Genomic DNA, 23,686 nt, shown 5'->3' with positions numbered 1-23,686 from the left:
ATCTCCGTGGCGCCGACAAAAACCGTCCGGGTCACGCACGCGCTGCTCCGAGTTCAAGTGATCAGCCGCGCGCGAACCTCCTGCTCATAGCGGGCGAGTTCTTCACTGATCGAAACGTCATAGCGTGCGCCGCGCGGCTTGAGCGTTCGCAGCTGCGCGGGCAGGGCCGCGAGCTGTTCTTTCGCGTGCACGCGGATTTGCGAAAGGTCGCATGTTTGCTCAGCGACGCGTCGACCCGAGATGATGAACGGACGGAGCAATCCGGCGCCTGGCAAGGTTTCGTCACGCCGAGCGATCACGTCACGCACTGCAACGCCGTCGCGAAATTCTCGAAAAACCTGCTTGCGGCCCGGCAGCGACGGCTTGCCCGTCGAGAGTTTCATGCGGCCTTCGCCGGCGTATTCGGTCAGCTTATAGGCGATGTCGAGAGCAGGGGCGTCGCTCGACACCGCCATATCGGTGCCGACGCCGAAGACATCGACTGGGGCGCCGCGAGCGGTGAGATCGTCGATCTTCATTTCGTCGAGACCCCCGCTGGCGACGATCTGCACGTCAGTCAGGCCAGCCGCGTCCAGGATGCGCCGGGTTTCGCAGGCGAGCGCGTAAAGATCGCCGGAATCGAGGCGCACCGCGCGGACTTTGAAATCCTTCCCGCGCGCCTTCGCGAGCGCGACGACCTTCTTGACCCCTTCGATCGTATCGTAAGTGTCGACGAGCAGCGTCGTCTCCGGAAAGACATCGCTGAAAGCTTGAAAGGCGTCCATCTCCGACGCGCAGGCTTCGACAAAGCTATGCGCCATCGTTCCTGCGACAGGCAGTCCATAGACCTGTCCGGCGGCGACGTTGGAGGTCGCGTCGACTCCCCCGATGTAGAACGCGCGCGCGCCCTTTGTCGCCGCATCCACGCCTTGCGCCCGTCTCGCGCCAAAGTCGACGACGCTGCGGCCGCGCGCGGCGGCCACGACGCGCGCCGCCTTGGACGCCAGGATCGTCTGCAGACCGATCTGATTGAGAACGAGCGTTTCAATGAGCTGCGCCTCTGCAATCGGCGCGACGACTTCTAGGATCGGTTCGTTTTCGAAAAATGGCGTCCCCTCGCGCATCGCATGGATGTCGCCGGAGAAGCGAAAATTCGCGAGCCAGTCGAGGAAAGGCTGCGACGCGACGCCAAGCGAACTCAGATAGTCGAGATGCTGCGGCTCAAAACGCAAATGCTCGATTTCCTCGAGCAGATCGTGCAGGCCTGCGGCGATCAGGAAATTGCGTTGCGGCGGCAGCTTGCGCACGAAGAGGCTGAATGTCGCCTCTGCGTCCATCCCCAATTCGAAATAGGCGCGCAGCATCGTGAATTCATAGAGATCCGCGAAGAGCGCGTTGGCGGACACGATCGCTCCCTCTCATGATCAGATTGGCTAAGGCTGCGAGCGCTCGCGCGCCGGGCCGGACCATAACGACGGCGCCGGGGTCGGGCAAATCGCTCGCCGCTTAAAGCGCGTAGCGCCCCGCTCAACTGGTTTCAGCGCTCTTCGACGACGACGCCAGCCTTCCGCATCTTCTCGACGGCCGCCCTTCCGCCTTGAGGCGTAATGGCGCGCGCGCCGGAGAGCCGCACATGCGTTTCGAATCCTTCCTTTGCGGCGTCCAACGCGGTTTCGAGCACGCAGACGTCGAGCGCCAATCCGACGATCAACAGTCGCCGCACGTGAAGGCGTCGCAGCCGATCCGCGAGTACGCTGGCGTTGAAGGCGGAGAGCTGGTCGCGCTCTTGCGCCGCCCCTTTGCTGATGATGGTTGCGCGCTCGGGAAGGCGCAGATCCGGATGGAACTGCGCGCCAGCGCTGCCCTGCACGCAATGCGCCGGCCAGGGTCCGCCAGTTTCGTCAAAGCTCGCGTGGCCCGGCGGATGCCAGTCGCGCGAGGCGAAAACTGGAACGCCGGCTGAGACGGCTTCCTCGATCAGCAGGTTGACCACCGGAAGAATTCTATCCGCGTCAGGGACCTCGAGAGCGCCGCCCGCGCAGAAATCGCGCTGCACGTCCAGGACAAGGAGCGCGTCGCCAGGCTTCAGCCGCATCGCATCGTGGGCCATGTCCCGGCTCCTCTCAGAGTGCTTGCAGGCGTCGCCCTTTCTATAATCCGTACCCCCTTTTTTCCGTTGCATGTGAAATCGCGAATCAGTCTCGATCGCAATTCGGGGGAGAGCGCTTGCCGCTTCTGGATTTCCATGCGTGACGGTCTACAGCGGTCGTGCTCCGTCGTCCGGCTTCTCGCGTCAATATTGTCTGCGCCTCGCCGCGCATGACTTGCTAGGGGGCGTAGAAATTTCACGTTTTCGTTTTTGCAACGCTTTCGCACGAGTAATTGCTGAATTTATATCAGCAAATAATGTTCAGTTTTGGCGCCATCCTCTTGGTGTTCGGCATGGCCTTAATGGTCAACGCTCCGACGCCGGATGTACGCGGGCGTTTTCTTTATCCACGCTTCGCCAGTCAACGTGATTGTTTGATTATGTTAAGCTCGTGCTCTAGCATTCATCCTCTGATAAATGGGGGATAATGATGCTGATCTGCATACGAAGTAACTACGCACCTTATCTGTTCGCCGTCGCCTCGATGTTGGTCGACTCCTCCGTTTTCGTTGCGGAGGCCATGCCCTCTGCCGCAATAAGATCGCAGCCGACCGACAGCGGCGCTAGGTCGGGTTTCACCGTCGCGCAATATTACTATCAAAACGCGCGTCCAAGCGTCGGATACGGGCCAAATCGCCGGCCGCGAAACAGTGAGGTGCCTTTGCCAGGGTCAGGACGACGCATACCGGTTTCGGCAAGAGACGCCGCCGCCGACAGTTGGACAGGTTGTCAAAATTGGCGCAATCGCTTCAAGGAGCCATTCCAACGCTGCTGTTCCATGTCGGGCGGGGTCCGTCGTTGCTACGACCAATACTAGTCGGACTCCAGTCAAAAAGGCGGAGACGGCGAAAATGCGAGACGCCCCGGCCGTGGATGTAACGGGGGGGCGTTTTTTTTTGTTTTATTTGCTGGAAGAGCACAGAGCCCGCGGCGACAGGCGACCATGAAAGTCTAAAGCGCAGGTCTTCCCCGCGATGGCGGCTCGACATCAAAAATGGGGACTAGATGTTTCGATCGAGGATCGAACTATCTGATGCAATGGCAGGAGTGGAGGGGCTCGAACCCCCAACCCCCGGTTTTGGAGCCCGAAGCAGAGTATATGCAGGAAGCTGCGGGAAGACGCAAGAACGGCGCAAACCCCTTGAAAAGCGCGGTTACTCTCAGTATGTGGGGAGCAGCGGGGAGCACGAAACAGCTTCCCAAATCTTCCCATAGTCTTCCCAAGGGCGACCATGAAGTTCACGACAAGGTCCGTCGCGGCGCTCACCCTGCCGCCCGACAAGTCCGAGTCAATCGTCTTCGATGACGCCCTCGGCGGCTTCGGGCTCCGGCTTCGGGCCGGCGGCTCGAAGACATGGGTCTTCCAGTATAAGCTTGGCAGTAAACAGCGCCGGCTCACCTTCGGGACGTTCCCGGCGCTCGGCCTCGAAGCGGCGCGCAAGATCGCCGCCGATCTACAGGCGCGCGTGCGGCTCGGCGGCGACCCGGCGGCGGAGAAGGCCGAGGCCCGCGCCCAATCGGCCGAGACCTTCAAGGCCATCGCGCAGAGATATCTCGACTACCAGAAAGGAGAAATGCGCCCACGCTCCTATGCCGAAGTCGAACGTCACCTTATGGTTCACGCCCGGCCGTTGCATCGTGAGCCGTTGCGCAAGATCGACCGGGGCCACATCGCCAATCTGATCGATGGATTGACGACGAATCATTTTCATACGCACGCGACATTGGGCGCCTTCTTCACATGGGCGATGCGGGGAGGCCATATCGACGCCAATCCGGTCGCGCAGACCAACCGGCCACCCAAACCCGAATCGCGGGAGCGCACGCTTTCTCCCGATGAATTGCGTGACGTCTGGCGGGCGCTCCAAGATGACGACTACGGCGCCATTCTCAAAATGCTCGCCTTGACCGGCATGCGCCGCGACGAGGTGGGCTCGCTGCGATGGACGGAAGTCGATTTCGACGCGGCGCTCATCCGTTTGTCGGGCGACAGGACCAAGAACGGCAAGCCGTTCGATCTGCCGCTGAGCGGTCCGGCGCTGGCCATTCTGCAAGCCCGCCAGCGCGACGAGGATCGCGATTTCGTGTTCGGGCGAGGGAAGGGCGGTTTCTCGGGCTGGTCCGCCTGTAAGGCCCGTCTCGACGCGCGCATTGCCGACTTACGTAAGGAGGAAGGCAAGCCGGTCATGCCGCCATGGACGCTTCATGATCTTCGCAGAAGCATGTCGACGATCATGCACGACCAACTCGGCGTGCTGCCGCATATTGTCGAAGCGTGTTTGGCTCACATCAGCGGCCATAAGGCCGGCGTCGCTGGCGTTTACAACCGCGCGCAATATCGCGAGGAAAAGCGGAAGGCGCTGGCGAAGTGGGCCGACTTCGTCATGCGCACTGTCGAAGGCCGCGACAACGTCGTCCCGCTTAGAGCTTGATCAAAAGAGACGGACCGATGCGGCGCTGGAACGCCGCATCGGCCCTGCCAACAACGCGAAGGAACCGCGTTTATGGACAAGGAATTCTACCGCCTTTCGGACCTGATCGGAATCCGCCAATTGATGGCGGAGTTGATGACTCCTGAGCAGGAAGCCGAGGCGTTGACCGACGAGGATGGCGTCTCTTGGGGCCGTCTCGAAGAGGTGCAGATGCAACTTCGACTCGGACATCTGCATCCTGTCGAAGTCCTCTTCGACGAACGCTTGCGGGAGCCCGAACAACGCGAGCTGAATCCGCAGGCGCTCGCCGCCGGATCGTCCGTCGATTTCCTCAAGCGCCTTCTGATCTTCGAGCGCGGCAAGTCCCGGCTCTATGTCACGCTCGCGAGCGTGCGGGAGACCTATGGCGATTGGTTGCCGTCCGTCAGCCGATGGCTATTGGCGAACGGCCGTCCGACGTCCATGGAGCCCGCGCAACCGGCCGCGCGGCCAACGCGCCCGGCCAGAAGGCGCGAAGACGCGATCGTCGACTATCTCATAGCGCGTGGACCGATGAGCGAGTCCGAACAGCTTGCGGCGAGCGTCGAACAGTTCGGCGTAAAGGTGACCCGCCAGTGGCTGCGTGAACTGCGTAGCGCGGGCCGCATTCCGAAAGCGAGGCGCGGCCGGCGGCCTCGCCCCGTCGCCGGCTAATTCCGCCGAAATCTTTTAATTCCGCCGTCCGAACAGGCGGAAAGCTCAATAAAATCATCGACATCAATCGATTTCTATTTCCGCCGAAAAATGCACGGCGGAAAAGACGGCGGAAATTTTCACGCTTACCTCTGTCGGCAGACCTCGGCGCGGAGCCGAGTTTCCCTGCATGAGGAAGCTGCCTTTGAAATCCCCCGCATCAGAGCGCGACAAGATCGAATTGAGCGCCGTCGAACGTCGCCGCATCATCAGCATCAAAGAGGCCGCACGGTTGCGCGGGGTGCACCCTGACACGCTCCGGCGTGAATCACAACGAACCGGCAAGCCCCGCATCGTCCGCATTTCGGCGCGCCGCGTCGGCGTGCGGCTTGGCGAAGTCCTCGGCGAGGACTGACGATGAGCGTAGCGTTTGAGCGTTCCGAGTTTGGTTTGCGCGCCTACCAGACCGAGGCACGAAAAGTGCGCGGGGCTCACGCCTCGGGCAAAAAAAAGCGGAATCCATGACGGGCGTTCGTCGTCCAACCGATGACGAATACGCCGCGTACGGTCTGCACTGTCGCGTGACGTGGCGCGCAACCGCCGACGACTGGCGCTGCCCGTGTTGCCGGCGCAACAAGCGGGAAATCATGCGCTGGGGGCGACGTAAGGGCAGCAACGCAATCTCGTATGGCGCTGTCGGTTGGACGTGCGGGCTGCATAATCACCACGATCATGCAAGAGATTACGGCATGCCGGCGCGGTTCGCCAGCATGCTCATTTGCGGCGCGTGCAACGCGGCGGAAGGGCGCGCCAAGAAAATTGCGGGCGCGCCGACATGGTTCTCGTTTTCGCCGCGTGAAATCGCGACTTTCGTCATCGCGGAAAACAATGGCCCGACGAACATCAACGTCGAGGCGGTTTGGCGCGCGGCGCGCGAATCCCGGTTCGGGCGGCAGTGGCAGCTTGAAGCGGGGCGCAAAAAGGCGATTGCGAAGCGAATGGACTTCGAAAACCGGCGCCGACACGAGGACCGGCTGAAACTGGCGCGTGAGCTTTTCGGCTAGCGCCTCGATGATGGACGTCTTCCGGAAGTTGTAAGGACAGGAAAGGACCGACAATGAAACCCTCGACCTTTGAAGCGTTCTTCGGCAACGAAATCAGCGCAGGGTGGGAAACCTTGATGCGACAGGCAAGCATGACGGCCCACGAATATCTCACGGCCGCCGTTCGCGATATCGATGAACAGTTCGGCAAGGGTTATGCAAAACAAAATCCAGCGTTGGTTGGCGCGTTCATGCAAACGGCGGCGCTGGATTTTCATTCGGCGTCCATCGGCGTCGCAGCGCAGAAGATTCGCGACGCGCTGGAAAAGTAAACCGTGATGATCAACGAGGAAATCGCGGCCTTCGCCCCCGGCCCGATCCCCAACGACGGGGAGCCCGCAAGGAAGAGCGCCGGCCGAAAGAGGCGATAGGCCACGCATGGCCACGAAGCCGACAGGACGGCCGCGCGGGCGCCCGCGCAAGACCAAGGCGCCAAAGCCGCTGCGCCGTCGCGGCCGGCCGGGAAAACCGCTTGCCGAACGCGAGGACCGGCATGCGCTCGCCTTCATGCAGGCGGCGCTTGATCGGCCGGACATCGACATGAGCGAACGCGGCCTGACCGTGATGCTCGCCGGACTACGTTACGGCCGTGTCGTGGAGACGCGCGAGAACCTTGAGGCCATGCTGCGCGGCGAACCGTTCCTTGTCGCCATGGACCCGGCCGAGAGCCGCGCCGTCGCCGACGATGGCCGCTGGCGGCACAAGAACGCCTTCAGGCCGCGCGCCGACGACATGGCCCGGACCTTGCGCCGGGCGCGGACGGCCTCCGTGATCGACAAGGACAGGCGATGGCTGGCCTGCATGAGCCGCGCGTGGGCCATCTGCCTACAGGGACGCGTCGAGGACGGTTGGCTTGCGCAGCACCTCGCGGCGATGGCCGGCGAGAGCGCGTATTTCGAAGAAGTGATGGAGCCGATCCTTCTGCGGCCGCAGCGAATGCCGAAGGCTGCGCTTGCCGGGCTCGCGCGACGCCTGCTCGCGCCAGCCGACGCGTCGCCCGATTATTTGACGAATATTTTCCGCACGCAGCCCCTGAAAAAGTGTGATCTGTAGATCGTCGCCCGGTCCACGATCCGTGAGGCGACGCCATGCAGCCAGACGACTTCATTCCGATCTTCCGCGACCCGGCGGCGCTCGGCATCGGACTGCGCTCGGCGAACGGCGTCTATGGCCGGGCGCGTCGAGATCGCGACTTCCCGCCAATCTGGAAAATCCGCAACCGGAACTTCATCCGGCGGGCCGATCTCGACGCCTATCGCGCGACGTTGGCGCGTCGCGCCATCCTGAAGGAGACCGTGAAATGAAAGCGCAACGTAGAAAGAGCCCGCCGGCGACGACCGGCAGGCCCCAAAAGCCGAAAAGCCGGGCAGGCAAGATCGACGGCGCAAGGAATACACGAACGTCCGCCGATCGCCTAGTCATCCTGCGCTTCCCTATGGAGCCTGAATGGCAGGCGGACGATCGCTTGTGGTTCTTGGTCCACCCGGATCGCAACCATCGACTGCGACGGACCTATGACGGCGAGCTGGAGGCGGAAGGCGTCGATCCCGATCGCGATTGTCCGCTCGACGAGTGGGAAGTGCGATGGACCTTGGTCCGCCGGCTCGGCCCGAAGATGCGGCGGCGCTGCTTGATCCGCGCGCCATCGCCGGACGAAGCGCCGGGAATGACCGCGCTTGAACACGATGAGCACAAGCTGCGCGCGTTGGCCGACGAGCTTCTCGTCGAGAGGCGCAACGATCGCACGCTCGACTTCGAACGGGCGATGCGGCGGGCCGCAATCTACGCGGCGGCTGCGCAATCGGGCTCCTGAAAAGAACGAAGCCGCCGCCTCTGCAAAGGCGGCGGCTCCAATGCGTTCTGAGTTGAGATCAGATGAAGCACATCAAAAATACCACGAAGCCGTTCCCGATTCCAACCCCGCCGCCGCTCAACCGTTCCGTGCTCGGCAAACTCAAGACCGACGACCCGAACGCGCTGACGGTCGTCGCGGCGGTTGACGGAGCGATGCTGACGAAGATCGTCTTCGCAAACGGTCGGGATCGGGATTACGACCTGGCCTATAAGATCATCGTGGATACGTGCGACGTCAGCACAACGGCGAAGATCGTCGCATTGGCGAAAGAGCTGGCGCGTCACGCCAACAAGTGCATCACCTATGGCGCAATTGCGCCGCATGTCAGGCCGGGTTGGTGGGTGCGGCGACTGCAAAAAGCGCGCCTCGACGCCCCTGCGTCATTGCTTGAAACGCCCCGCTTCGTCTACCTGCTTGATCTTGATCTCCATGACGTCGCGCTGCCAGAAGACTTCGATCGGCACGACCTGCATGCGGCGGCGTTGCTGGCCCGCGCGGAATTGCCGGAGGCGTTTCAGGACGTCGAGATGGTGTGCGTCGCGTCGTCCGGCTATCTCCGCAAACCGGGCTTGCGATTTCGATGCTGGGTGCGCCTGTCGCGAGCGCTGACGCCGACTCAGTTTCGCCTCTGGATGAAGTTGACGAAACCCCCCGGCCGCAAAAAACCGCGAGTCGACACAACCCCGCTTTCGGCGAACGGCTGTAATTACACGGCGAACCCGGTCTTTGAAGACCCGAGCATGGACCCGCTGCCCGACGGTCGGCTCGTCGTCATTCCCGGCAGGGGCGCCGTCGAAGTCCCGCCGGAGGAATTCTTCGAAGTCAAAAAACCACCCCGCCAAAAGAAGCCGGCCGAACCAAAGGCGGCCGAACCGAAGACGGCCAAAGTAAAGAGGGCGGAGTCGAAGGAGCGCACGGCAGGGACAAAGGAGACCGAGAAGGCAGGGACAAAGGAGACCGAGAAGGCCAAAAAGGAGCCGGCGCCCCACGAAGAGCCCGCCGCCGAGTCTGACGGCCTCGACGAAACGTTTGCGCATCTTTGGGACGACGACGTCGCCGTCGAAGCGGCCCACGAATATCTCGCGAGCACGCCGGGCGGCGTGCAAGGCGAGGGCCGCCACGACGCGGCGGTCGCCGTATTTATGCGCTTGCTCGACATCGGGCTCACGCCGGAGAAGGCCGGCGACTTGTTGTTCGAACTCTGGTCGCCGAAATGCGCGCCGCCCTACGCCACACGCGACGAACTGGGCCGCGAGATCGACGGCCTCGAATATTCGCGCGAAAATCCGATCGGCTATCAGCATCCGAAAGCGAATGCTGGAAAAACCGTTGGGCCGTCGATCGCCAATGCGACTCCGATCGAAGTCGACTTCATGTCGTTCGAAGAAGGCCAAGCGCAACTGGCCGCCGCCGTGCGGACGACGATCAACGATTTCCTGCAATGGACTCCGCAACAAGGCGAGCCGCCGACGATAGGCCAACGCGCGACCGTCGCAATCGGCAAGAGCGAGATCGCGCTGCGCGCAATTTTCCGTGCGCTGTTTACTATTCGCAGGCGACGCGGCAAACGCGGCCGGCGTGTCATCGTGTTGGCCGTGCCGACGCATAAATTGTCGACGGAGTTGCAGGAGCGGTTCAATGCGATCGTCGTCGAGAAAACCGCGACGTTGCAAGAGCGGGCGCGCAAAGCCGGGGACATGCCGCACACCGTCGAGAAGATAGGCCGACTGGCCGGGGGGTTGCGGGCGGCGGTATGGCGTGGGCGCGAGGCCGACGCGCCGGACTTCTCGGGGGAGAAAATGTGCCGCGCTCTCGACGCCGTGCGCCAAGCGCAGAAACAGCAACAGGATATTGAAGGCCGCGTTTGCAAAAGCTGCGAACATCGCGACGTCTGCGCGTATAGGGCGCAGTATAAGAAGCGCGCCGATCTTTGGATCGTTGCGCATCAAACGTTGTTTGGCGGCATGCCGCGCCCGTTTCCAGCCGCCGGAGTCGAGCTTGTCGTGATCGATGAAAGCCCCGACAAGGCGGGACTGCGCGGCGTCGGGGATAATGATCAAGTGATCGTGAAAGTTTCCGAACTAGCGCCGGGCGCGACGCCGCTGCCGGAGAAGATGTCGCGCGGCAACGCCGAGTATCTGCAAAACTTGCGCAGTTCGTTGAAGCATGCGCTGAACCGGGCGGCGTATGGTTGGTTGAAAGCCTCGACGCTCAAGCAGGCGGGAATCACAGAGCGCGACGCCGCGTGGGCGGCGCAGGCCGAATGGCGACGCGTCTATCGTGGCGACGATCTTTTCAGAATCGAAGCCAATCGTTCGGCCGAACCGATGGCGCGTATGTGGAAAGAGATCGCCGAATTGTTGCGAGAGAACGGCCCGGAATATTCCGGACGGTTGTCGGTGTTTGACGGTATGAAGACGACAGGGCGCGAGTTGCATGTCGCCGGCTACAGCAAAATCCATCCTGACTTTCGCAAACCGACGCTCTTGATCGACGCGATGTTTGACGCCGCGCGTGTGAGACCGATGTTTCCGAATATTGTCGAACTCGATGCGATCGACGTCGATGCGCCGTTTGCGCGCATCTTGAAATCGGTTGGCCGCTCATCTGCGAAGTCGATGCTGGTCCCGATGAAGCCGCATGAGGCGGAGTCGAGGAATATGACGCCGGAAGACTTTGAAGCGGAAAATCTTAGACGCGCGAACAATCGCGCCGCGCTGCGCGTGAATCTCATCAATCTGGCGCGACGTCATGACGGCCAGACGCTCGTCATCGGCTACAAGGAGATGATCGAATTGCTCGATCTGCCACCGCCGATCGAAGCGGCGAATTTCAACGCCATCGCCGGCATCGATCGATGGGCCGATTTCGATCTTCTGATCATCGTCGGCCGGCCGCTGCCGCCGCCTTACGCCGTGGAGAAGATCGCCGGGGCCGTCCGGGGAGAACGGCCGGCCGAGGTGCTGCGTTGGTATGAGCAGCAGCCGACGTCAACTATCGTCCGCCTGCCGCAAAGCGCAGGATTTGGGGCTATCGCCGTCGAGGCCGACCGGCATCCCGACGCGATCGGCGAACTGCATCGGGCGCGTATCTGTGAAGGCGAGCTGGTGCAGGCGATTGGACGGCTGCGGCCAATTCGCCGAACGGCCGATCGACAGGCGACGATCATCCTTCTGAACGACACGCCGCTGCCGGGGCTGCCTATCGATGGATTCTTTGATGCGAACGCGTTCTATGGGGCCAGTCCCGAGGACACGATGTTCGCCATGGGCGGCATCGCCTTTGAGAGCCCAACAGACGCGTTCAAGGCTTATCCGGGATTATGGCCGACCGTGGAGGCCGCGAAGAAAGCTTTGCAGCGGTCAGGAACACGGGGACAAACCCCTTATAGTGATCCCAATAGTCAAGCTTCTTATATTCTTAATAGGGGAATGTCCCCGTGTTCGATCCGCTACAAATTGGCTGGACCTAAACAGCGCTTCAAAAGCTGCACCACCGTCCGCTCCGTCGTTTCCAATCCGAAGGCCGAACTGGAAAGAATGCTCGGGCCGCTGGCGTATTTCGAGGCTGACGCCCGCGAACCGCCGATCACGCCGTTCGCCGATCTTCCGTCCCCGATCGAACTGGCGTTGGAGCGCGCCCGCATCGCTCGCAAATGGTTGGAGAAGCCCGAGGACGATCGTCGGGCTTCATGAGGATGGGAGTAGCTCACGAGGCGGAAAACGCGCTCCACGGGCTCGGCTGGCGCGCTGTGGAGGGGTTGACGGCGAGGGCGATGGGAGCGGCGGAGGGCGAAAGATCAGCGCAACGCACGTCGCCGCGCGGAGAGCCCTATGAGCGAGGGACACGCGAACACCTCGAATCCCGCTTTTTTCCTTCAGGCCAACACGTCCCGCGACTCCTAAAGTCCACGCCAATCCTACCGGCACCCCTTCCACCTCTCGGCGTTCCCCTCTCGAACATCCTCGCCAGTCCTTGCGCCGGGGCCGCAACGCAGACCCGCGAAGGGCCGTTGCGCCTCGCCCAAATACGCCTTACATTTCTGTCAACGCTCGTCGTCACCAATGAAAGGCTATCGCGAGTGAAGAACTTCCTCGCCTATTACCGCGTCTCAACTGCGCAACAGGGCCGCTCGGCGCTCGGCCTCGAAGCGCAGCAATTGGCCGTCCGCGCCTATCTCGGCGCCGCCGATCGGCTTGTCGGGGAAGTCGTCGAAATTGAATCCGGCAAACGCGCCAACAGGCCGAAGCTCGCCGAGGCGCTGCGCCTATGCCGCCTGCATGGCGCGACGCTGATCATCGCGAAGCTGGATCGTCTCGCCCGCAACGTGCACTTCATTTCGGACTTGATGGAGTCCGGCGTTGACTTCGTCGCTGTCGACTTTCCGCAGGCGAATCGCTTGACGATTCACATCCTCGCGGCCGTCGCCGAGCATGAAGCCAAGGCGATTTCGGAACGCACGCGAGCCGCGTTGCAGGCCGCGAAGGCGCGCGGCGTGCGGCTCGGCGGCTACCGTGGCGGCTTACCGTCGCAAGTCGCCCGTGAGCGCTCGGCAGCCCGGCGGAAGGCCATCGCTGCGGCCCGCGCCGCCGATCTCGCGCCTGTCATCGATGAGCTGCGTCAAGCCGGCGTCGTATCGCTCGGCGGCATCGCTCGCGCGCTGACGGAGCGCGGCATCCGGACGGCGCGCGGCGCGTCGACGTGGCGAGAGACGCAAGTCGCCCGCGTGCTCGCGGCCATGCCCTGAGAGCGACGGCCATCGCCCACATCATCGCCTGACGGCCACGTCCTGAGAGCGACGGCCATCGCCGCATCGCGATCGGCCACGTCCTGAGCAGCAAGTCCTTGGTTGGTAACCTACCAAGGAAGCCCTATATTCACGGGCATGTCGCAAGCAAACGACGCCACGCCAACGCTTTTCAAACCGACGGCTCGGTCGAAGGTCACGAACGCGCGCCTTTCCGGCAAGCGCCTCTCGACGCGGTCCTTGCTCAATTCCGACGGCCGCTCAGCTTGGGCGCGCAGATATCGCGACCTTGTCGTCATGTTGAGCGACGACCTTGGCGGCGCGTCTTCGCTTTCCGAATTGAAGCTCGGGCTCATTCGCCGCGTCGCAAGTTTGACGATCGAAGCCGAGCGGCTTGAGGTTCGACTCGCGGAAGGCGATCAGACCGTCGACATTGACGCCTTGGGCCGCGTGTCGGGCCATATCCGCAGAATCAGCGAAACGCTTGGACTTGACCGCGTCTCGCGTGTCGTCGAGCCGACGCTTTCCGACATCATCGCCCGCCATCAACGCGAAGCAGAGAAGGCCACACAGAGCCCGAAGCCGGCCGCAGCTCCTACCGCATCGGGCGAGCCCTCTTCGCGCACGCAGGACGCCTCTCCGCCGCAGGACGCCGCCCTCATCGAGGAAGGGGCGGCGGAATGACGACTTCTCGCCCCGAACTTCTCCCCGACCTCGACGAGGCCATCGCGCAATGGCGAGACGACGATCTCGCACGCGTCATCACGATCTTCGCTACGGCCCGCGCCGAGGCCAGTCTGGCGCATGCGGCATGCGCGGCACTGCCGCCGGCCAATCTCTCGGCGTGGCGCAAGCCCGATCGGTCCGGCCTGCTTCATCGGCGTATGGTCACGCGACACCGCGCTCGCGCCGCACGATCCTTCATCGATCAGGCCCTCGCCGAATGGCGCCCGGCAACCGGAGGCCATTGATCACGATGGCCCTCGACATTGTCACCGCGATGAATTCCGACGCGCTCTTCGAGCCATGGTTTCGAGGCTCGTCATGGGACGGTTGGCGCGCCGTCCTCAAAGCGGCCTACGCGTTGCCGATGATTGACGATGAAGTTCGATTCTTCCGCAGCGTCGCCGAGCGTGATCCGCCAACGCGGCCCGTCAAAGAGCTTTGGGCCGTTTGCGGGCGAGGCGCGGGCAAGGACTCTGTCGCCAGTCTGATCGTCGCCTATATCGCGGCGATGTTCGATCGCTCGTCGAGCAAGCTGCGGCCGGGAGAAAGAGCGCTGGTCGGCCTTATCGCCGTCGATCGCGAGCAAGCGCAAATCGTCAAGGGCTACATCCGCAGCTTCTTTCACGACATTCCGGCTTTGAAGCGCACGGTCACTCGCGAGACGGCGGACGGCCTGCAACTCGATAACGGTGTCGACATCAGCATCGCGACAAACAGCTTCCGATCTATTCGCGGACGATCGATGCTCGCCTGCGTGCTCGACGAATGCGCGTTCTACAGGTCCGAGGAAAGCGCTTCGCCGGATGAAGAAACTTACCGCGCCATTCGTCCTGCATTGGCGCGCGTGCCGGGCAGCGTCTTGATTGGCATTTCCTCGCCCTACAAGAAATCCGGTTTGCTCTATCGCAAATTCACGAAGCACTTCGGACAAAACGACGATGATGTCCTCGTCATTCGCGCCGAATCCAAAAAGCTTAATCCGACATTGTCGGACGCAGAGATTGAACGCGATCTTCAAGACGATTTCGCCGCCGCCCGCGCCGAATGGTTTGCAGAGTGGCGCGACGACATCGCCGGATGGTTGCCGCTCGAAGTGATAGAAGCGGCGCGAGACACCGGCGTTACGGTCAGACCGCCAGTCATGAATTCGAATAGGCGCATCATCTATCGAAGCGGATGTGATCCGTCCGGCGGCCAGAAGGACTCCTTCACTTGCGCCGTTTCGCATACCGAAGACGGCGTCGAAGTTCTCGATTGCGTCGTCGAAATCAAAGCGCCATTCGATCCGAGCGTCGCGACGCGCCATGTTGCGGACGTTCTCAAGTCTTACGGCCTGCATTCGACTGTCGGCGACAAATACGCCGCGAATTGGGTGATAAGCGCGTTTGCTGAGCACGGCGTCCGCTACACGCATTCTGAGCGTGATCGATCGCAAATCTATCTCGACTGCATGCCGCTCTTCACCGCCGGCAAAGTGCGACTGCTCGACAATCAACGCTTGGTCACGCAATTCGCGCAACTCGAACGGCGCACAAGCACGCTTGGTAAAGATCGCGTCGACCACCCGCGCGGCGGTCACGACGATTGCGCGAATGCGGCAGCGCTGTCTCTGATCACGAAACGCAAATCCGGATTTCGTCCTACGCAGCGCATGATCGAAATGGCCGGCCAGCCGACGGCCTATGCGCTGCGACGGCGAGCGCTTGTTTGAGAAGGAAAACGCCCATGGTCCGCAACAAGAAAGTCGAACGCGCGCATCGCGCACTGTCCGCCTATTTGCGTCCACGACTCCGCAAAGGCGTCGATGTCGAATTTCTGTCGTGCTTCACCGGCGTAAGCGACGAAAACATCGACGCCAAGCTCGGCGAGATCGTCGCGTATGCGGCGCGCCTGACGCATGGCGAGCTGGCGATGGACGCGAACACGAAAGACCTATTCGCGCGAATGCACGCGGCGATTGCCGATGAAGAAGGAACGACGAACATGAGCATGCCCGACGAGATTGTGAAGAAAGTCCTCACCTTCCTGCAACCCAAACTGACGCCGGACGAATTGCGCCACGTCTATGAACTTCTGATGCGCACGACGACGACGACAGGCGCGAAGAACGATCAGAAGAAAGGCCGCCGACATCCTGACGGAAGCGAGATCAAGCCTGACGTCGCCGAAGACGCTGCGGCAATATCCGCGTTCGCTGCGAGATTCCCTTCCGCAATGCGAATCAAAGTTGAGCCGGACATTCGGCCGGAGACGCCGCGACATTCGCAGTCCAACGCGCAGGAGTTTTTCAAGCGTTATCCCGGCGCCGCGCGCATCGGACAGGCGCTTTAAGTCCGACATCAACAAGACGGAGCACGTTGAATGAACGCACAAAGCCCGGAACGCGAGAAGCTTGCCGCCGCCATCGATCGGCAACGCGACGCACAAGCGAGCCTCGACGAAGCCCGCCGCGCGCAGCAAACCGCGACGCAACGCTGGTTCGCGGCGAGCGCGCGCGTCACGTCGATTCAGCAAGAGATCAAAGACATCGAGCAAGGTCCGCAATCGTCGTCTGATCGCCTGATCGCGGACCTTGCCGGCGGACTCGACGTTCTTGTCGAATCTCCCGTCGCCGATCTCCGCAAGCAGCTCGACGCGGCGCAAGCCGAAGTCGCCGTTTGGAACGCCGCGCGCACGACAAGCGAAGAAGCGATCGAATCCCGCCGGCAGGCGCTTGATCTTGCCGAGCACCTGACCGACAGCGCCGCAAGACGCGTCGTCGGCGCCGAAATGAACGTCGCCCCGCTGCTTGCCGCATGCGAAGCGCTGCGCAACGAAGTGCTCGACATGCAAGGCAAGATCGCTGCGATTGCCGGCGCGATCGATCACGGCAGCGACTTGCGCAAGCGGCTCGACAGTTTCTTGACCGACAGTTGGTTGATCGGGGCGTCGTGGCGAGATCGTCCGGCGGCGCGGCCGATCAAATCGATGTTTGCCGAGTTGAAGCGCGATGCGAACACGACGTTGAAGGTGAGCTGATCCATGACCTTCGTCGCAGGATTCGTCCTTTCGTTCACGCGCCCAGCATCTCGCGCCGCGCGCTCCCTACAGGAGTGGGGACGCGGCAAGTCCCGCCGAGCCGCTCACAGTCGCGTGGCTCGGCGGGGCGACATTTCAAAGGGCTTCGCGTCGTGTGGCTCCATCTTCGCCACGCGACCGCTCGGCGGGACCGACACCTGCCAAGAAATAGCTAAGCCGCCGTCGCACAAAGCAGTCGACCGTGTGTTTTCAATGGACCGTGCTCGTCAGAATTTTCCAGCGGTAAAATCCAATACCACCACGTTGATCAACGCACGGCGCGGTGCGGGAATCCGGGCGATAAGCATCGAGCGCATGTCATCCGCACTCGAAGGCGCGGGAAGCCCGTCGGGATGAGCCTTCAACCGTCGATTGGTCGCCGACGGGATATCTCCGAACCATAATACACAATAAATTCCCCGCTGTTCTGAGCGCCAGTCGATCAGATATTGGATATCGAGCTGTCCAGTTGCTGCGTCCCAGACATCCGTGTGCCATTGGCCCTTGATCTCGACCGGTAATTGCATCGCCCCGCGCGCGAAGGCGAGATCAGCACGCTTGGTCTGGGGCATGTCCACCTCGGTGATCCGCTGTATATCGTAACGAGCGAGTTCGGGCCCGATCATCGCTGCTAAGCGGTCGCGGCAACGATTCTCGTCGCGCGGAATACCGTCATCGGTCCAGAATTCACCAACCGAGTCGAGGTCATCCCCCATCAATTTGCGCTGCGCGACATCCAGCTCTTCAAGCACTAGCGCCTTCAAGTCCTCGATATTTCCTGGCGGTCTGTCATCGAGGAGTGCCGCGAGATCGTTCGGCGCCAGCGCCGAAAAATCCTGCTCAGCGCGCTTCTGCCGCTGCTCGGCTGCCATGTGCCTGATCAGTGCGGCGTAGCTGTCATTTGGTCCGGCGATCAGGCGCTGCAGTGCCTCGCCCGCCTCTACGCTTGTATCGTTGGCGATCCGGGTGATCAGCGACCGCAGGAAGTCAGTCGCGTCAGAATCGTTCGTGTCACCAGATCCGTCTTCGAACACAGCATAGGCCCATCGCTCGCGAAACTCGGCAATGATCCATTCGGCTTGTGCGACCGTCAACGGCAACATCCCGCGGCGCCGTTCGAACTGAAGCCGGTCGCGTAGTGACCAGATGAATTCGGGATGGCGCGCCCCAATCCCTTCGAGATCGGGCAGCACCTGCTCGAACCGCACCAATACGTCGATCGCCAGCCACGAGAGCATATGGTCAAAATTGCGGAACACTGCTGCGACGCGTGCTTCGGCCACGTTGCGAAGCGCGTCTAGTGCACCGCCATGGGTCAGGCAATCTACGAGGCTCGCCTCGACCGGATCGGGCACGTTCGGGAACTCGGTCAGCCACCGGGCGCCGAGCGCAGCGCCCGTCGCCTGCCATTCCGGGTCATGCGCGAGCTTATAGAGACCTTCAACATACTGTTTGCCGGCCGCGAGCGCGGGCTCAATCCAGAGACACGCGAACGCTTGCCGGGTCTCGGGAGTCGGGACAACTTCTGCTTCCAGCGCCCTGCGCACCGCGTGCCTCTCGTCCTTGATCTCCCAGCCATGAGCGACATTACTTAGCAACAGCGCGGTCAGCTTGATTGGCTCAGACAAGTCGGACACGCCTTTGCCGCTTCGCACGCGCTCATGAAGTCCGGCCATAATCGGGTAGCTAAAATTATAAACCATATCTCGGGCGAACCCATCGGCGATTTCGGCGGCGGTCGGCAGATCGGTCCTGTACAGGACCGCCTCGAACCCGATTAGCGCATCATCCCGCAGTGGCGGCCCGAGCCACTCCGCCAATCGCTCGCCCGGTGGCAGCTCTTGCGGGAGATCGTCGAACAACCCAAAATAGGCTTTTGCACATGGCAGGATCGCCTCAAGCTTTCCGGCGCGCAGATCATCGCGGGCATGTCGGAATTTGCGACGCGCCATCTCGAAGGCGACCTTTCGTTTGCGCGCCCGCTTGGCCGCTTGCTTTTCCCTTCTCACCTCCCAGGCTGGCTTTTTGGGATTTGCGAGCTTGTGCAAGAAATGGGCGAGTTGCTTGTCGGGGCGCCGGAAAGCTTCTGCCGCTGCGCTCACATCAGGATCGAGACCGTTGGATCCCCAACCGATGCGCACCAAATCTTTCCAGTCCTGGCGAAGCGTTGGGTCTTTGGAGTCGCCTTGGGCGAGGCGATCGAATGCGTAGGAAAGATCGCCGGGCCGGTTGGATAGTGAGACCAGTCGGCGTTCTAGATAATGCGCAGTGGCCAATAGACTGTCACGGCGCTCGTTCACGAGCACATGCGTCTGGATCGCGCGGCGCAACGCGTCACGTGTCGCTAGCCGTTCAGCGAGCTGCTGGATGATATCGCCACGGTAATGGTGCGCCTGCTCTATGATCTTGAGCCATCGCCACACAGCCGGTGCCCGAGCCGGACCGACCACAGCTTCGTCAAGTGCGCGAATAAGTAGACGGGCGACGATATCGGCGACATCGTGCACAGTTTTCCAATCCACGCGGGCCAGCAGTTCGAAATAGTCAATGATCAGGTCGAGCACACCGGGCAAGCGCGCTGGCGGGACCGCGTTAACCAGTCGGACGTAAGGCTGCATGGTAAGGACCCGTCGCCTCTTGGTGCGAGGCAGCGAGCAACTGGTCACCCCCATCTCAGCGAATAAGGTCGCGACTAGCAGCGCGTCCGACACGTCGGCATCGATATCCTGGATCAGCTGGCGCGCGAGGCGCGGCGCATCGTCTCCACCCTGTTCGGTCAGGGCCGCGATTGTCGCTTGGCACCAGGCGTGATCGCGATGCGGCAACAAGCAGACGGCCGCGTCGCGGCGCTCCCGATAGAAGCGCTCCCCCGACAGCACGATCCCCTCAAGCGTATCGGCTAGCTCGGCGGCAAGCGAAGTGCCTTCCAACCCTTCGATCAGCAGTGAACGAAGATGCGCACTGCTCACCGCTGAGGCAATAATTGCCTCGATTTTGGGTTTAAGCACCGGAATCATTAGGCCTGCGGCGGTCTTGCTGTCCCAATCCGCGGCCCGGAAATACGGATCGTCCTCAGCGAGCGTGCTGAGCGCCTCGAACAAGCAATCCGCTAAACGCGGCGTCAGTGCGGCGGTTTCGCCGTAGCGCAGCACGCCATAGGGGTCTGCGGCAATGACCTGTTCGGCCATCGCCGGGCTGTGATAGGTGAGCCAGGCATGTAGGCCACGCAGGCTCGCCGGCACGCCGCCGCTCCCGTGCAATTGCGCGAGAACGCGCCGCTGCGCCCGCGGGATAGCGGCCTGTCGTGCGAGCCAGCGCGCGCCGAGATATTCGGCGATGACCCGGTGAATCAGTTTGGCGCGCGATCGACCAACGCTGTGGAACAGCTTGGAGGAAAATATCGCCCGCACTGCCCTTGCCGCAGGCAGGTTCCCCAAGTCGGCAAGCCGTAGATCACCTTGCTGGACCTGCGCTGCACCTGCAGCGCTGGCGGCTTCAGCGCCTGCGAACAACAGCGCAGCGGCAATCGCCCCTGCGGCATCGAGCGCTTCATCCTCGCTGAGTTGCGCGAGCCCCTGGTCCTGCCGATCGGGATCGTGCTCAGGCCAGACCAATTTACAGACGCGTTCGAACAAGGCCGCACGCGTCTCCGGCAATTGCGCATCGGTCTCGGCGACTCGTCCCATAAGACCCAGCGTAAGTGGATTGCGATAAAGCTCCTCCAAGCTATGCGCTGCGAGGTGGTCGAGCACATGGTCCGCATTCAAGCTCGCATGCTGCGCAACGAGATAGGCGTGCGCCTCAATCCGATCAAAAGGTTCGAGTTCCACGATTTTGGGTTCGTCACCATAGAGCTGGCGCAGGTTCGTCGCGCTGCGCGCCTGCCACTCGCGCGAGCGGCACGAGAGGATGAACAGCGGCAAATTCGCTGCTTCGAGCTGGGCGAGGATTGCATCGACCGCGTCGCCTTGGCGCCGCGACATCGCCTCGTCGAGGCTATCGATCAGCACCGGCTTGCCCGTCGCAACCAGGTCTGTAGGAATTTTGGCGTTGATGAACCGGAGCGCGGTGACTGGTTCGACGCCGAGCCGCCGACCGAGTTCTCGCATCAACTCGCTCTTGCCTATGCCGGGCTCGCCGAGAATAACCTTGTTGCCGGCAAGCGTGAGAAGCTCGGCCTCATCAACTGTGTTATCGAGGGTCGAGTTATCAGAAAACTTCAGCCGGCGGTAGAAATAAACCGCTGCAGGCCTTTGGTTTACTTCGTGATTCCGCGTTCCAGCTGTTACCGGAGAAAAGCCCGTTGCCATCTGCGATATATGCTGATCTCCGATCCGATGTTGAATTTTGGCGAAGTATGGAGCGATGTAAGCTTTCAAGATGTTCGAGAGTCAAGCACACAAGCGCGTATTGGGCGCGGAGCCGAACGTCCGTGTCAGGCACTATCCAAACGCAATTTCCTGGCGCTAAGCAGATTCCGACGCGCCAAGTCGTTCAGGCTCGATCAGCGCCTGATCATCATCGCCGACGGCGGAGCGGTTCACGCGCGGCGAGACGATCCTTCCTGCAAGGCGTCCTCGGGCGGCGGGCGTAGTAGTGCGCCGGGATTTTTCCCCAGCCACCCAAGCGCCCGCGTCGCCAATCGAGGATCACCGGCATTCGAGCGAAAGCGCGGCATCCAGTCGCTGGCGCGACCGGCATGATCGTCCCCGAGTCGACTATCGCTATTTCCAGTGCACGCAGCGGAGCTGGCCCATGCCGTGGGTCGAGCTAAAGCGCCGGGTCCACTTCAGGCACCGCTTGCCCTCAGGTGGGTGGATTGCTGCACCTGGCCTAATTCTGCCGGCCTTCTCGACGAAAGACGTCGACCCAAAATCTTCCGGCGGGAGCGAGGAACGCATTGGCCCTGCCGAAACTGACGTAGTCGCAGCAAAGAAAAACGCTCCGCAAGCCCCGAACAAAGCGGTCTTCAAACCCCTGCTCATTTTTTCCTCCCACAATTTCAAGTTTACGCTGAAAAGATAGATCGTCGCGGCGTCACGTCTACTGCTCCGCCACAGCGAATGCAGCACATCAAGTTAACTTCCCGCTGTGCCTGATACGGCGGCCAGTCGGCATCAGATGCACGTCCCGCGAGCCGCACTTGGAACAGACGAATCGGCGCGACCGCGCCAATGCAATGAAAGGCGTCTCGGGCGGCGCGCGCATGACGTCGAAGGCGATCCTGCCATGATTCGCGCATCCGAGCCCCGTGCACCAGACCCAAGCGCCGGGCGACGCCCTCAGCGCGAAGATCGGCGATGGTCGGCGGGGCAGGGCGCTGCATGGCGAGAAGGATATCTGCCGGGCGCATCGTTGGGCGAGCGCCTTCTTTCGATCTTCCCATGAGCTTCCCAATCGCTATTTACTGGGAAGATCATTTTCACTAAGTCTTTGATTTAATGGCAGGAGTGGAGGGGCTCGAACCCCCAACCCCCGGTTTTGGAGACCGGTGCTCTACCAGTTGAGCTACACTCCTGCATGCGCCCAAAGGCGCGCGCCTTCAATGCCGCAACGAAGCCGCGGACGCAAGTGGCGCGGAGCGCCGTGGTTCAGGAATTGCCGCCGGAAAGCACGGTGACGGCGCGACGGTTCTGCGACCAGCAGGAGATGTCGTCGCAAACCGCGACGGGGCGCTCCTTGCCATAGCTCACGGTGCGGATGCGCGCGCCCGAGACCCCACGCGACATGAGATAGTTCTTGGCCACTTCGGCGCGTCGCGCGCCCAGCGCGAAATTATACTCGCGCGTGCCGCGTTCGTCGGCGTGCCCCTCCATGGTGAAGCTGTAGCGCGAATAGCGGTTCAGCCATTCCGCCTGCTTGTCGAGCGTGGCCTGCGCCGTTGACGTCAAATCGGTGGAGTCGGTCTCAAAGAAGATGCGGTCGCCGACATTGACCACGAAGTCCTGCTGGCTGCCCGGGCTCGCGACGCCGCCCCGCCCGTAGCGCCCGCCCGCCAGATCATTCGCGGCTTCATCCGCGGTGTTCTTGGCGCAGGCCGAGAGCACCAGGACCGCCGTCAGCGCGACGACGAATTTGGCGCCGCAGGCGCGTTGCGAAAGCAGCATGAGGAACTCCTGTTACGACCACCGTCGGGCGATAGTCCTAGTCTTCCAGGGTTAAGCGAAGGTTCCATCAACCTTGATCGCAGGTAACTTCGACCTGTAGCTTTTGAGCAAACTCGGCCCTTCGTTAATAGCGGGTTAATTGGTTAACAGAAGCTTAACGCCCTGTTGCGGCAGGAATTTTGACGGTTTGGGGGCGGCGCGCCCGCCTGTCTGAACGCCGGGTGAACCTCGCAAGCCGGCGTCTTGCGCCAGGCCGGCCGCCGCGCGCGTCGCGACCGGCGAAAACGCCTCCCGCCGCGGCGAGAAGCGAAGGGCGCGCAGTTGCTTTGACAAGAGCAGCGCTCTTAATATGCTTTAATATTGATCAATAACCGCGCGGCGCGGCGGGCGGTGCGGTCGGGAGGTGATATGAACGAAGGCATCGCGCCCTTCTTGTCGCCGTTGACGCTGCTTCTGGGCGGCGGCCTTCTGGCGATCGGATTGTTGTCGCTCATCGATCTGCACTTCTTCAAGGCGAAGTGGCAGGGCAAGGCGGCGCTGGCGGTCGGCCTGCTCTTTATCCTCGCCACCGAGGCGATGTTCGTCACGAGCGGCGCCAGCGGCCGCTATTTCGAAGGCCAGAAGCTCGACGTCACCGACTGCGAATTCCAGGCCGAGCGGGATTTCCCCTCAGAGCGGCGGTCCAACCCGAAGCTCATTCACGACAAGATCGTCGCCTGCATGGACACGCTCGGCTACGACTGGAGCCGGGAACACTATCACTGCGTCGAGGCGCCGATCTCCACCAATGCCTTCTGCTATCTGCCGAGGGCGCCCATGCAGCGCAGCATCGTCGCCTGGCAGATGCGGTTCGAATAGG

The 23,686-nt window shown here is 62.0% G+C and carries 20 protein-coding genes and 1 tRNA gene; 16 read left to right on the top strand and 5 right to left on the bottom strand.

Annotated elements, in window-relative coordinates:
* Positions 1 to 53 precede the first annotated feature (53 nt).
* Positions 54 to 1,385, bottom strand: coding sequence for a nicotinate phosphoribosyltransferase (locus AC0X69_RS02825; protein ID WP_482611084.1), 1,332 nt, complete (start codon positions 1,383 to 1,385; stop codon positions 54 to 56).
* Between the two features lie 131 nt (positions 1,386 to 1,516).
* Complete coding sequence (locus tag AC0X69_RS02820; RefSeq protein WP_482611082.1) at positions 1,517 to 2,089, bottom strand: isochorismatase family protein; 573 nt, start codon at positions 2,087 to 2,089, stop codon at positions 1,517 to 1,519.
* A 1,271-nt stretch (positions 2,090 to 3,360) separates the two neighbouring features.
* On the opposite strand from AC0X69_RS02820, the gene AC0X69_RS02815 reads away from it, so the two are divergent.
* The 15 genes from AC0X69_RS02815 to AC0X69_RS02745 all read left to right on the top strand — a co-directional run bounded on the left by AC0X69_RS02815 (position 3,361) and on the right by AC0X69_RS02745 (position 16,681).
* Positions 3,361 to 4,560, top strand: coding sequence for a tyrosine-type recombinase/integrase (locus tag AC0X69_RS02815; RefSeq protein WP_482611080.1), 1,200 nt, complete (start codon positions 3,361 to 3,363; stop codon positions 4,558 to 4,560).
* 72 nt (positions 4,561 to 4,632) lie between these two features.
* A complete protein-coding gene (locus AC0X69_RS02810; protein ID WP_482611078.1) occupies positions 4,633 to 5,253 on the top strand; it encodes a hypothetical protein in 621 nt (206 codons plus the stop codon).
* A 220-nt stretch (positions 5,254 to 5,473) separates the two neighbouring features.
* Positions 5,474 to 5,647 (top strand): hypothetical protein, encoded by a 174-nt coding sequence (locus tag AC0X69_RS02805; protein ID WP_482611076.1) that lies wholly within the window; start codon positions 5,474 to 5,476, stop codon positions 5,645 to 5,647.
* A 106-nt stretch (positions 5,648 to 5,753) separates the two neighbouring features.
* Complete coding sequence (locus tag AC0X69_RS02800; RefSeq protein ID WP_482611075.1) at positions 5,754 to 6,296, top strand: hypothetical protein; 543 nt, start codon at positions 5,754 to 5,756, stop codon at positions 6,294 to 6,296.
* A gap of 53 nt (positions 6,297 to 6,349) precedes the next feature.
* On the top strand, positions 6,350 to 6,607 hold the full coding sequence (locus AC0X69_RS02795) for a hypothetical protein (RefSeq protein ID WP_482611073.1): 258 nt from the start codon (positions 6,350 to 6,352) through the stop codon (positions 6,605 to 6,607).
* A gap of 106 nt (positions 6,608 to 6,713) precedes the next feature.
* On the top strand, positions 6,714 to 7,388 hold the full coding sequence (locus AC0X69_RS02790; protein WP_482611071.1) for a hypothetical protein: 675 nt from the start codon (positions 6,714 to 6,716) through the stop codon (positions 7,386 to 7,388).
* A gap of 35 nt (positions 7,389 to 7,423) precedes the next feature.
* Positions 7,424 to 7,639, top strand: a complete 216-nt coding sequence (locus AC0X69_RS02785; RefSeq protein ID WP_482611069.1) for a hypothetical protein — start codon at positions 7,424 to 7,426, stop codon at positions 7,637 to 7,639.
* Entirely contained in the window at positions 7,636 to 8,148 is a 513-nt protein-coding gene (locus AC0X69_RS02780) for a hypothetical protein (protein WP_482611067.1), read from the top strand. The genes AC0X69_RS02785 and AC0X69_RS02780 overlap by 4 nt, the downstream gene beginning before the upstream one ends.
* A 62-nt stretch (positions 8,149 to 8,210) precedes the next feature.
* Positions 8,211 to 11,885: a hypothetical protein gene (locus tag AC0X69_RS02775; RefSeq protein ID WP_482611066.1), complete on the top strand. Its 3,675-nt coding sequence runs from the start codon at positions 8,211 to 8,213 to the stop codon at positions 11,883 to 11,885.
* Between the two features lie 386 nt (positions 11,886 to 12,271).
* Positions 12,272 to 12,937 (top strand): recombinase family protein, encoded by a 666-nt coding sequence (locus tag AC0X69_RS02770; RefSeq protein ID WP_482611064.1) that lies wholly within the window; start codon positions 12,272 to 12,274, stop codon positions 12,935 to 12,937.
* A gap of 138 nt (positions 12,938 to 13,075) precedes the next feature.
* Positions 13,076 to 13,621 (top strand): hypothetical protein, encoded by a 546-nt coding sequence (locus AC0X69_RS02765; protein WP_482611062.1) that lies wholly within the window; start codon positions 13,076 to 13,078, stop codon positions 13,619 to 13,621.
* The gene (locus AC0X69_RS02760) at positions 13,618 to 13,908 is read left to right on the top strand and encodes a hypothetical protein (protein WP_482611060.1); all 291 of its coding nucleotides are present in this window, start codon (positions 13,618 to 13,620) and stop codon (positions 13,906 to 13,908) included. The genes AC0X69_RS02765 and AC0X69_RS02760 overlap by 4 nt, the downstream gene beginning before the upstream one ends.
* A gap of 5 nt (positions 13,909 to 13,913) precedes the next feature.
* A complete protein-coding gene (locus tag AC0X69_RS02755; RefSeq protein ID WP_482611058.1) occupies positions 13,914 to 15,374 on the top strand; it encodes a terminase large subunit domain-containing protein in 1,461 nt (486 codons plus the stop codon).
* 14 nt (positions 15,375 to 15,388) lie between these two features.
* Complete coding sequence (locus tag AC0X69_RS02750; protein ID WP_482611056.1) at positions 15,389 to 15,994, top strand: hypothetical protein; 606 nt, start codon at positions 15,389 to 15,391, stop codon at positions 15,992 to 15,994.
* A gap of 30 nt (positions 15,995 to 16,024) precedes the next feature.
* Positions 16,025 to 16,681, top strand: coding sequence for a hypothetical protein (locus AC0X69_RS02745; RefSeq protein ID WP_482611054.1), 657 nt, complete (start codon positions 16,025 to 16,027; stop codon positions 16,679 to 16,681).
* 266 nt (positions 16,682 to 16,947) lie between these two features.
* Here the strand turns inward: AC0X69_RS02745 and eruA are convergent, their stop codons facing one another.
* The 3 genes from eruA to pal all read right to left on the bottom strand — a co-directional run bounded on the left by eruA (position 16,948) and on the right by pal (position 22,827).
* A complete protein-coding gene (gene eruA / locus AC0X69_RS02740; protein WP_482611052.1) occupies positions 16,948 to 21,099 on the bottom strand; it encodes an NACHT domain-containing antiphage protein EruA in 4,152 nt (1,383 codons plus the stop codon).
* A gap of 1,063 nt (positions 21,100 to 22,162) precedes the next feature.
* Positions 22,163 to 22,238: transfer RNA gene (locus AC0X69_RS02735), tRNA-Trp, on the bottom strand.
* A gap of 73 nt (positions 22,239 to 22,311) precedes the next feature.
* Positions 22,312 to 22,827 (bottom strand): peptidoglycan-associated lipoprotein Pal, encoded by a 516-nt coding sequence (gene pal, locus AC0X69_RS02730; RefSeq protein ID WP_482611050.1) that lies wholly within the window; start codon positions 22,825 to 22,827, stop codon positions 22,312 to 22,314.
* A 408-nt stretch (positions 22,828 to 23,235) separates the two neighbouring features.
* Here pal and AC0X69_RS02725 point away from each other — a divergent pair, with 408 nt between their 5' ends.
* Positions 23,236 to 23,685: a hypothetical protein gene (locus tag AC0X69_RS02725; RefSeq protein ID WP_482611048.1), complete on the top strand. Its 450-nt coding sequence runs from the start codon at positions 23,236 to 23,238 to the stop codon at positions 23,683 to 23,685.
* The last annotated feature ends 1 nt before the right edge of the window (position 23,686 follow it).

The sequence above is a fragment of the Methylocystis sp. Uni0008 genome (genome assembly GCF_056838045.1).
The sequence above is the reverse complement of the archived record's forward strand: the minus strand, read 5'-3'. Positions and strand labels throughout refer to the sequence as shown.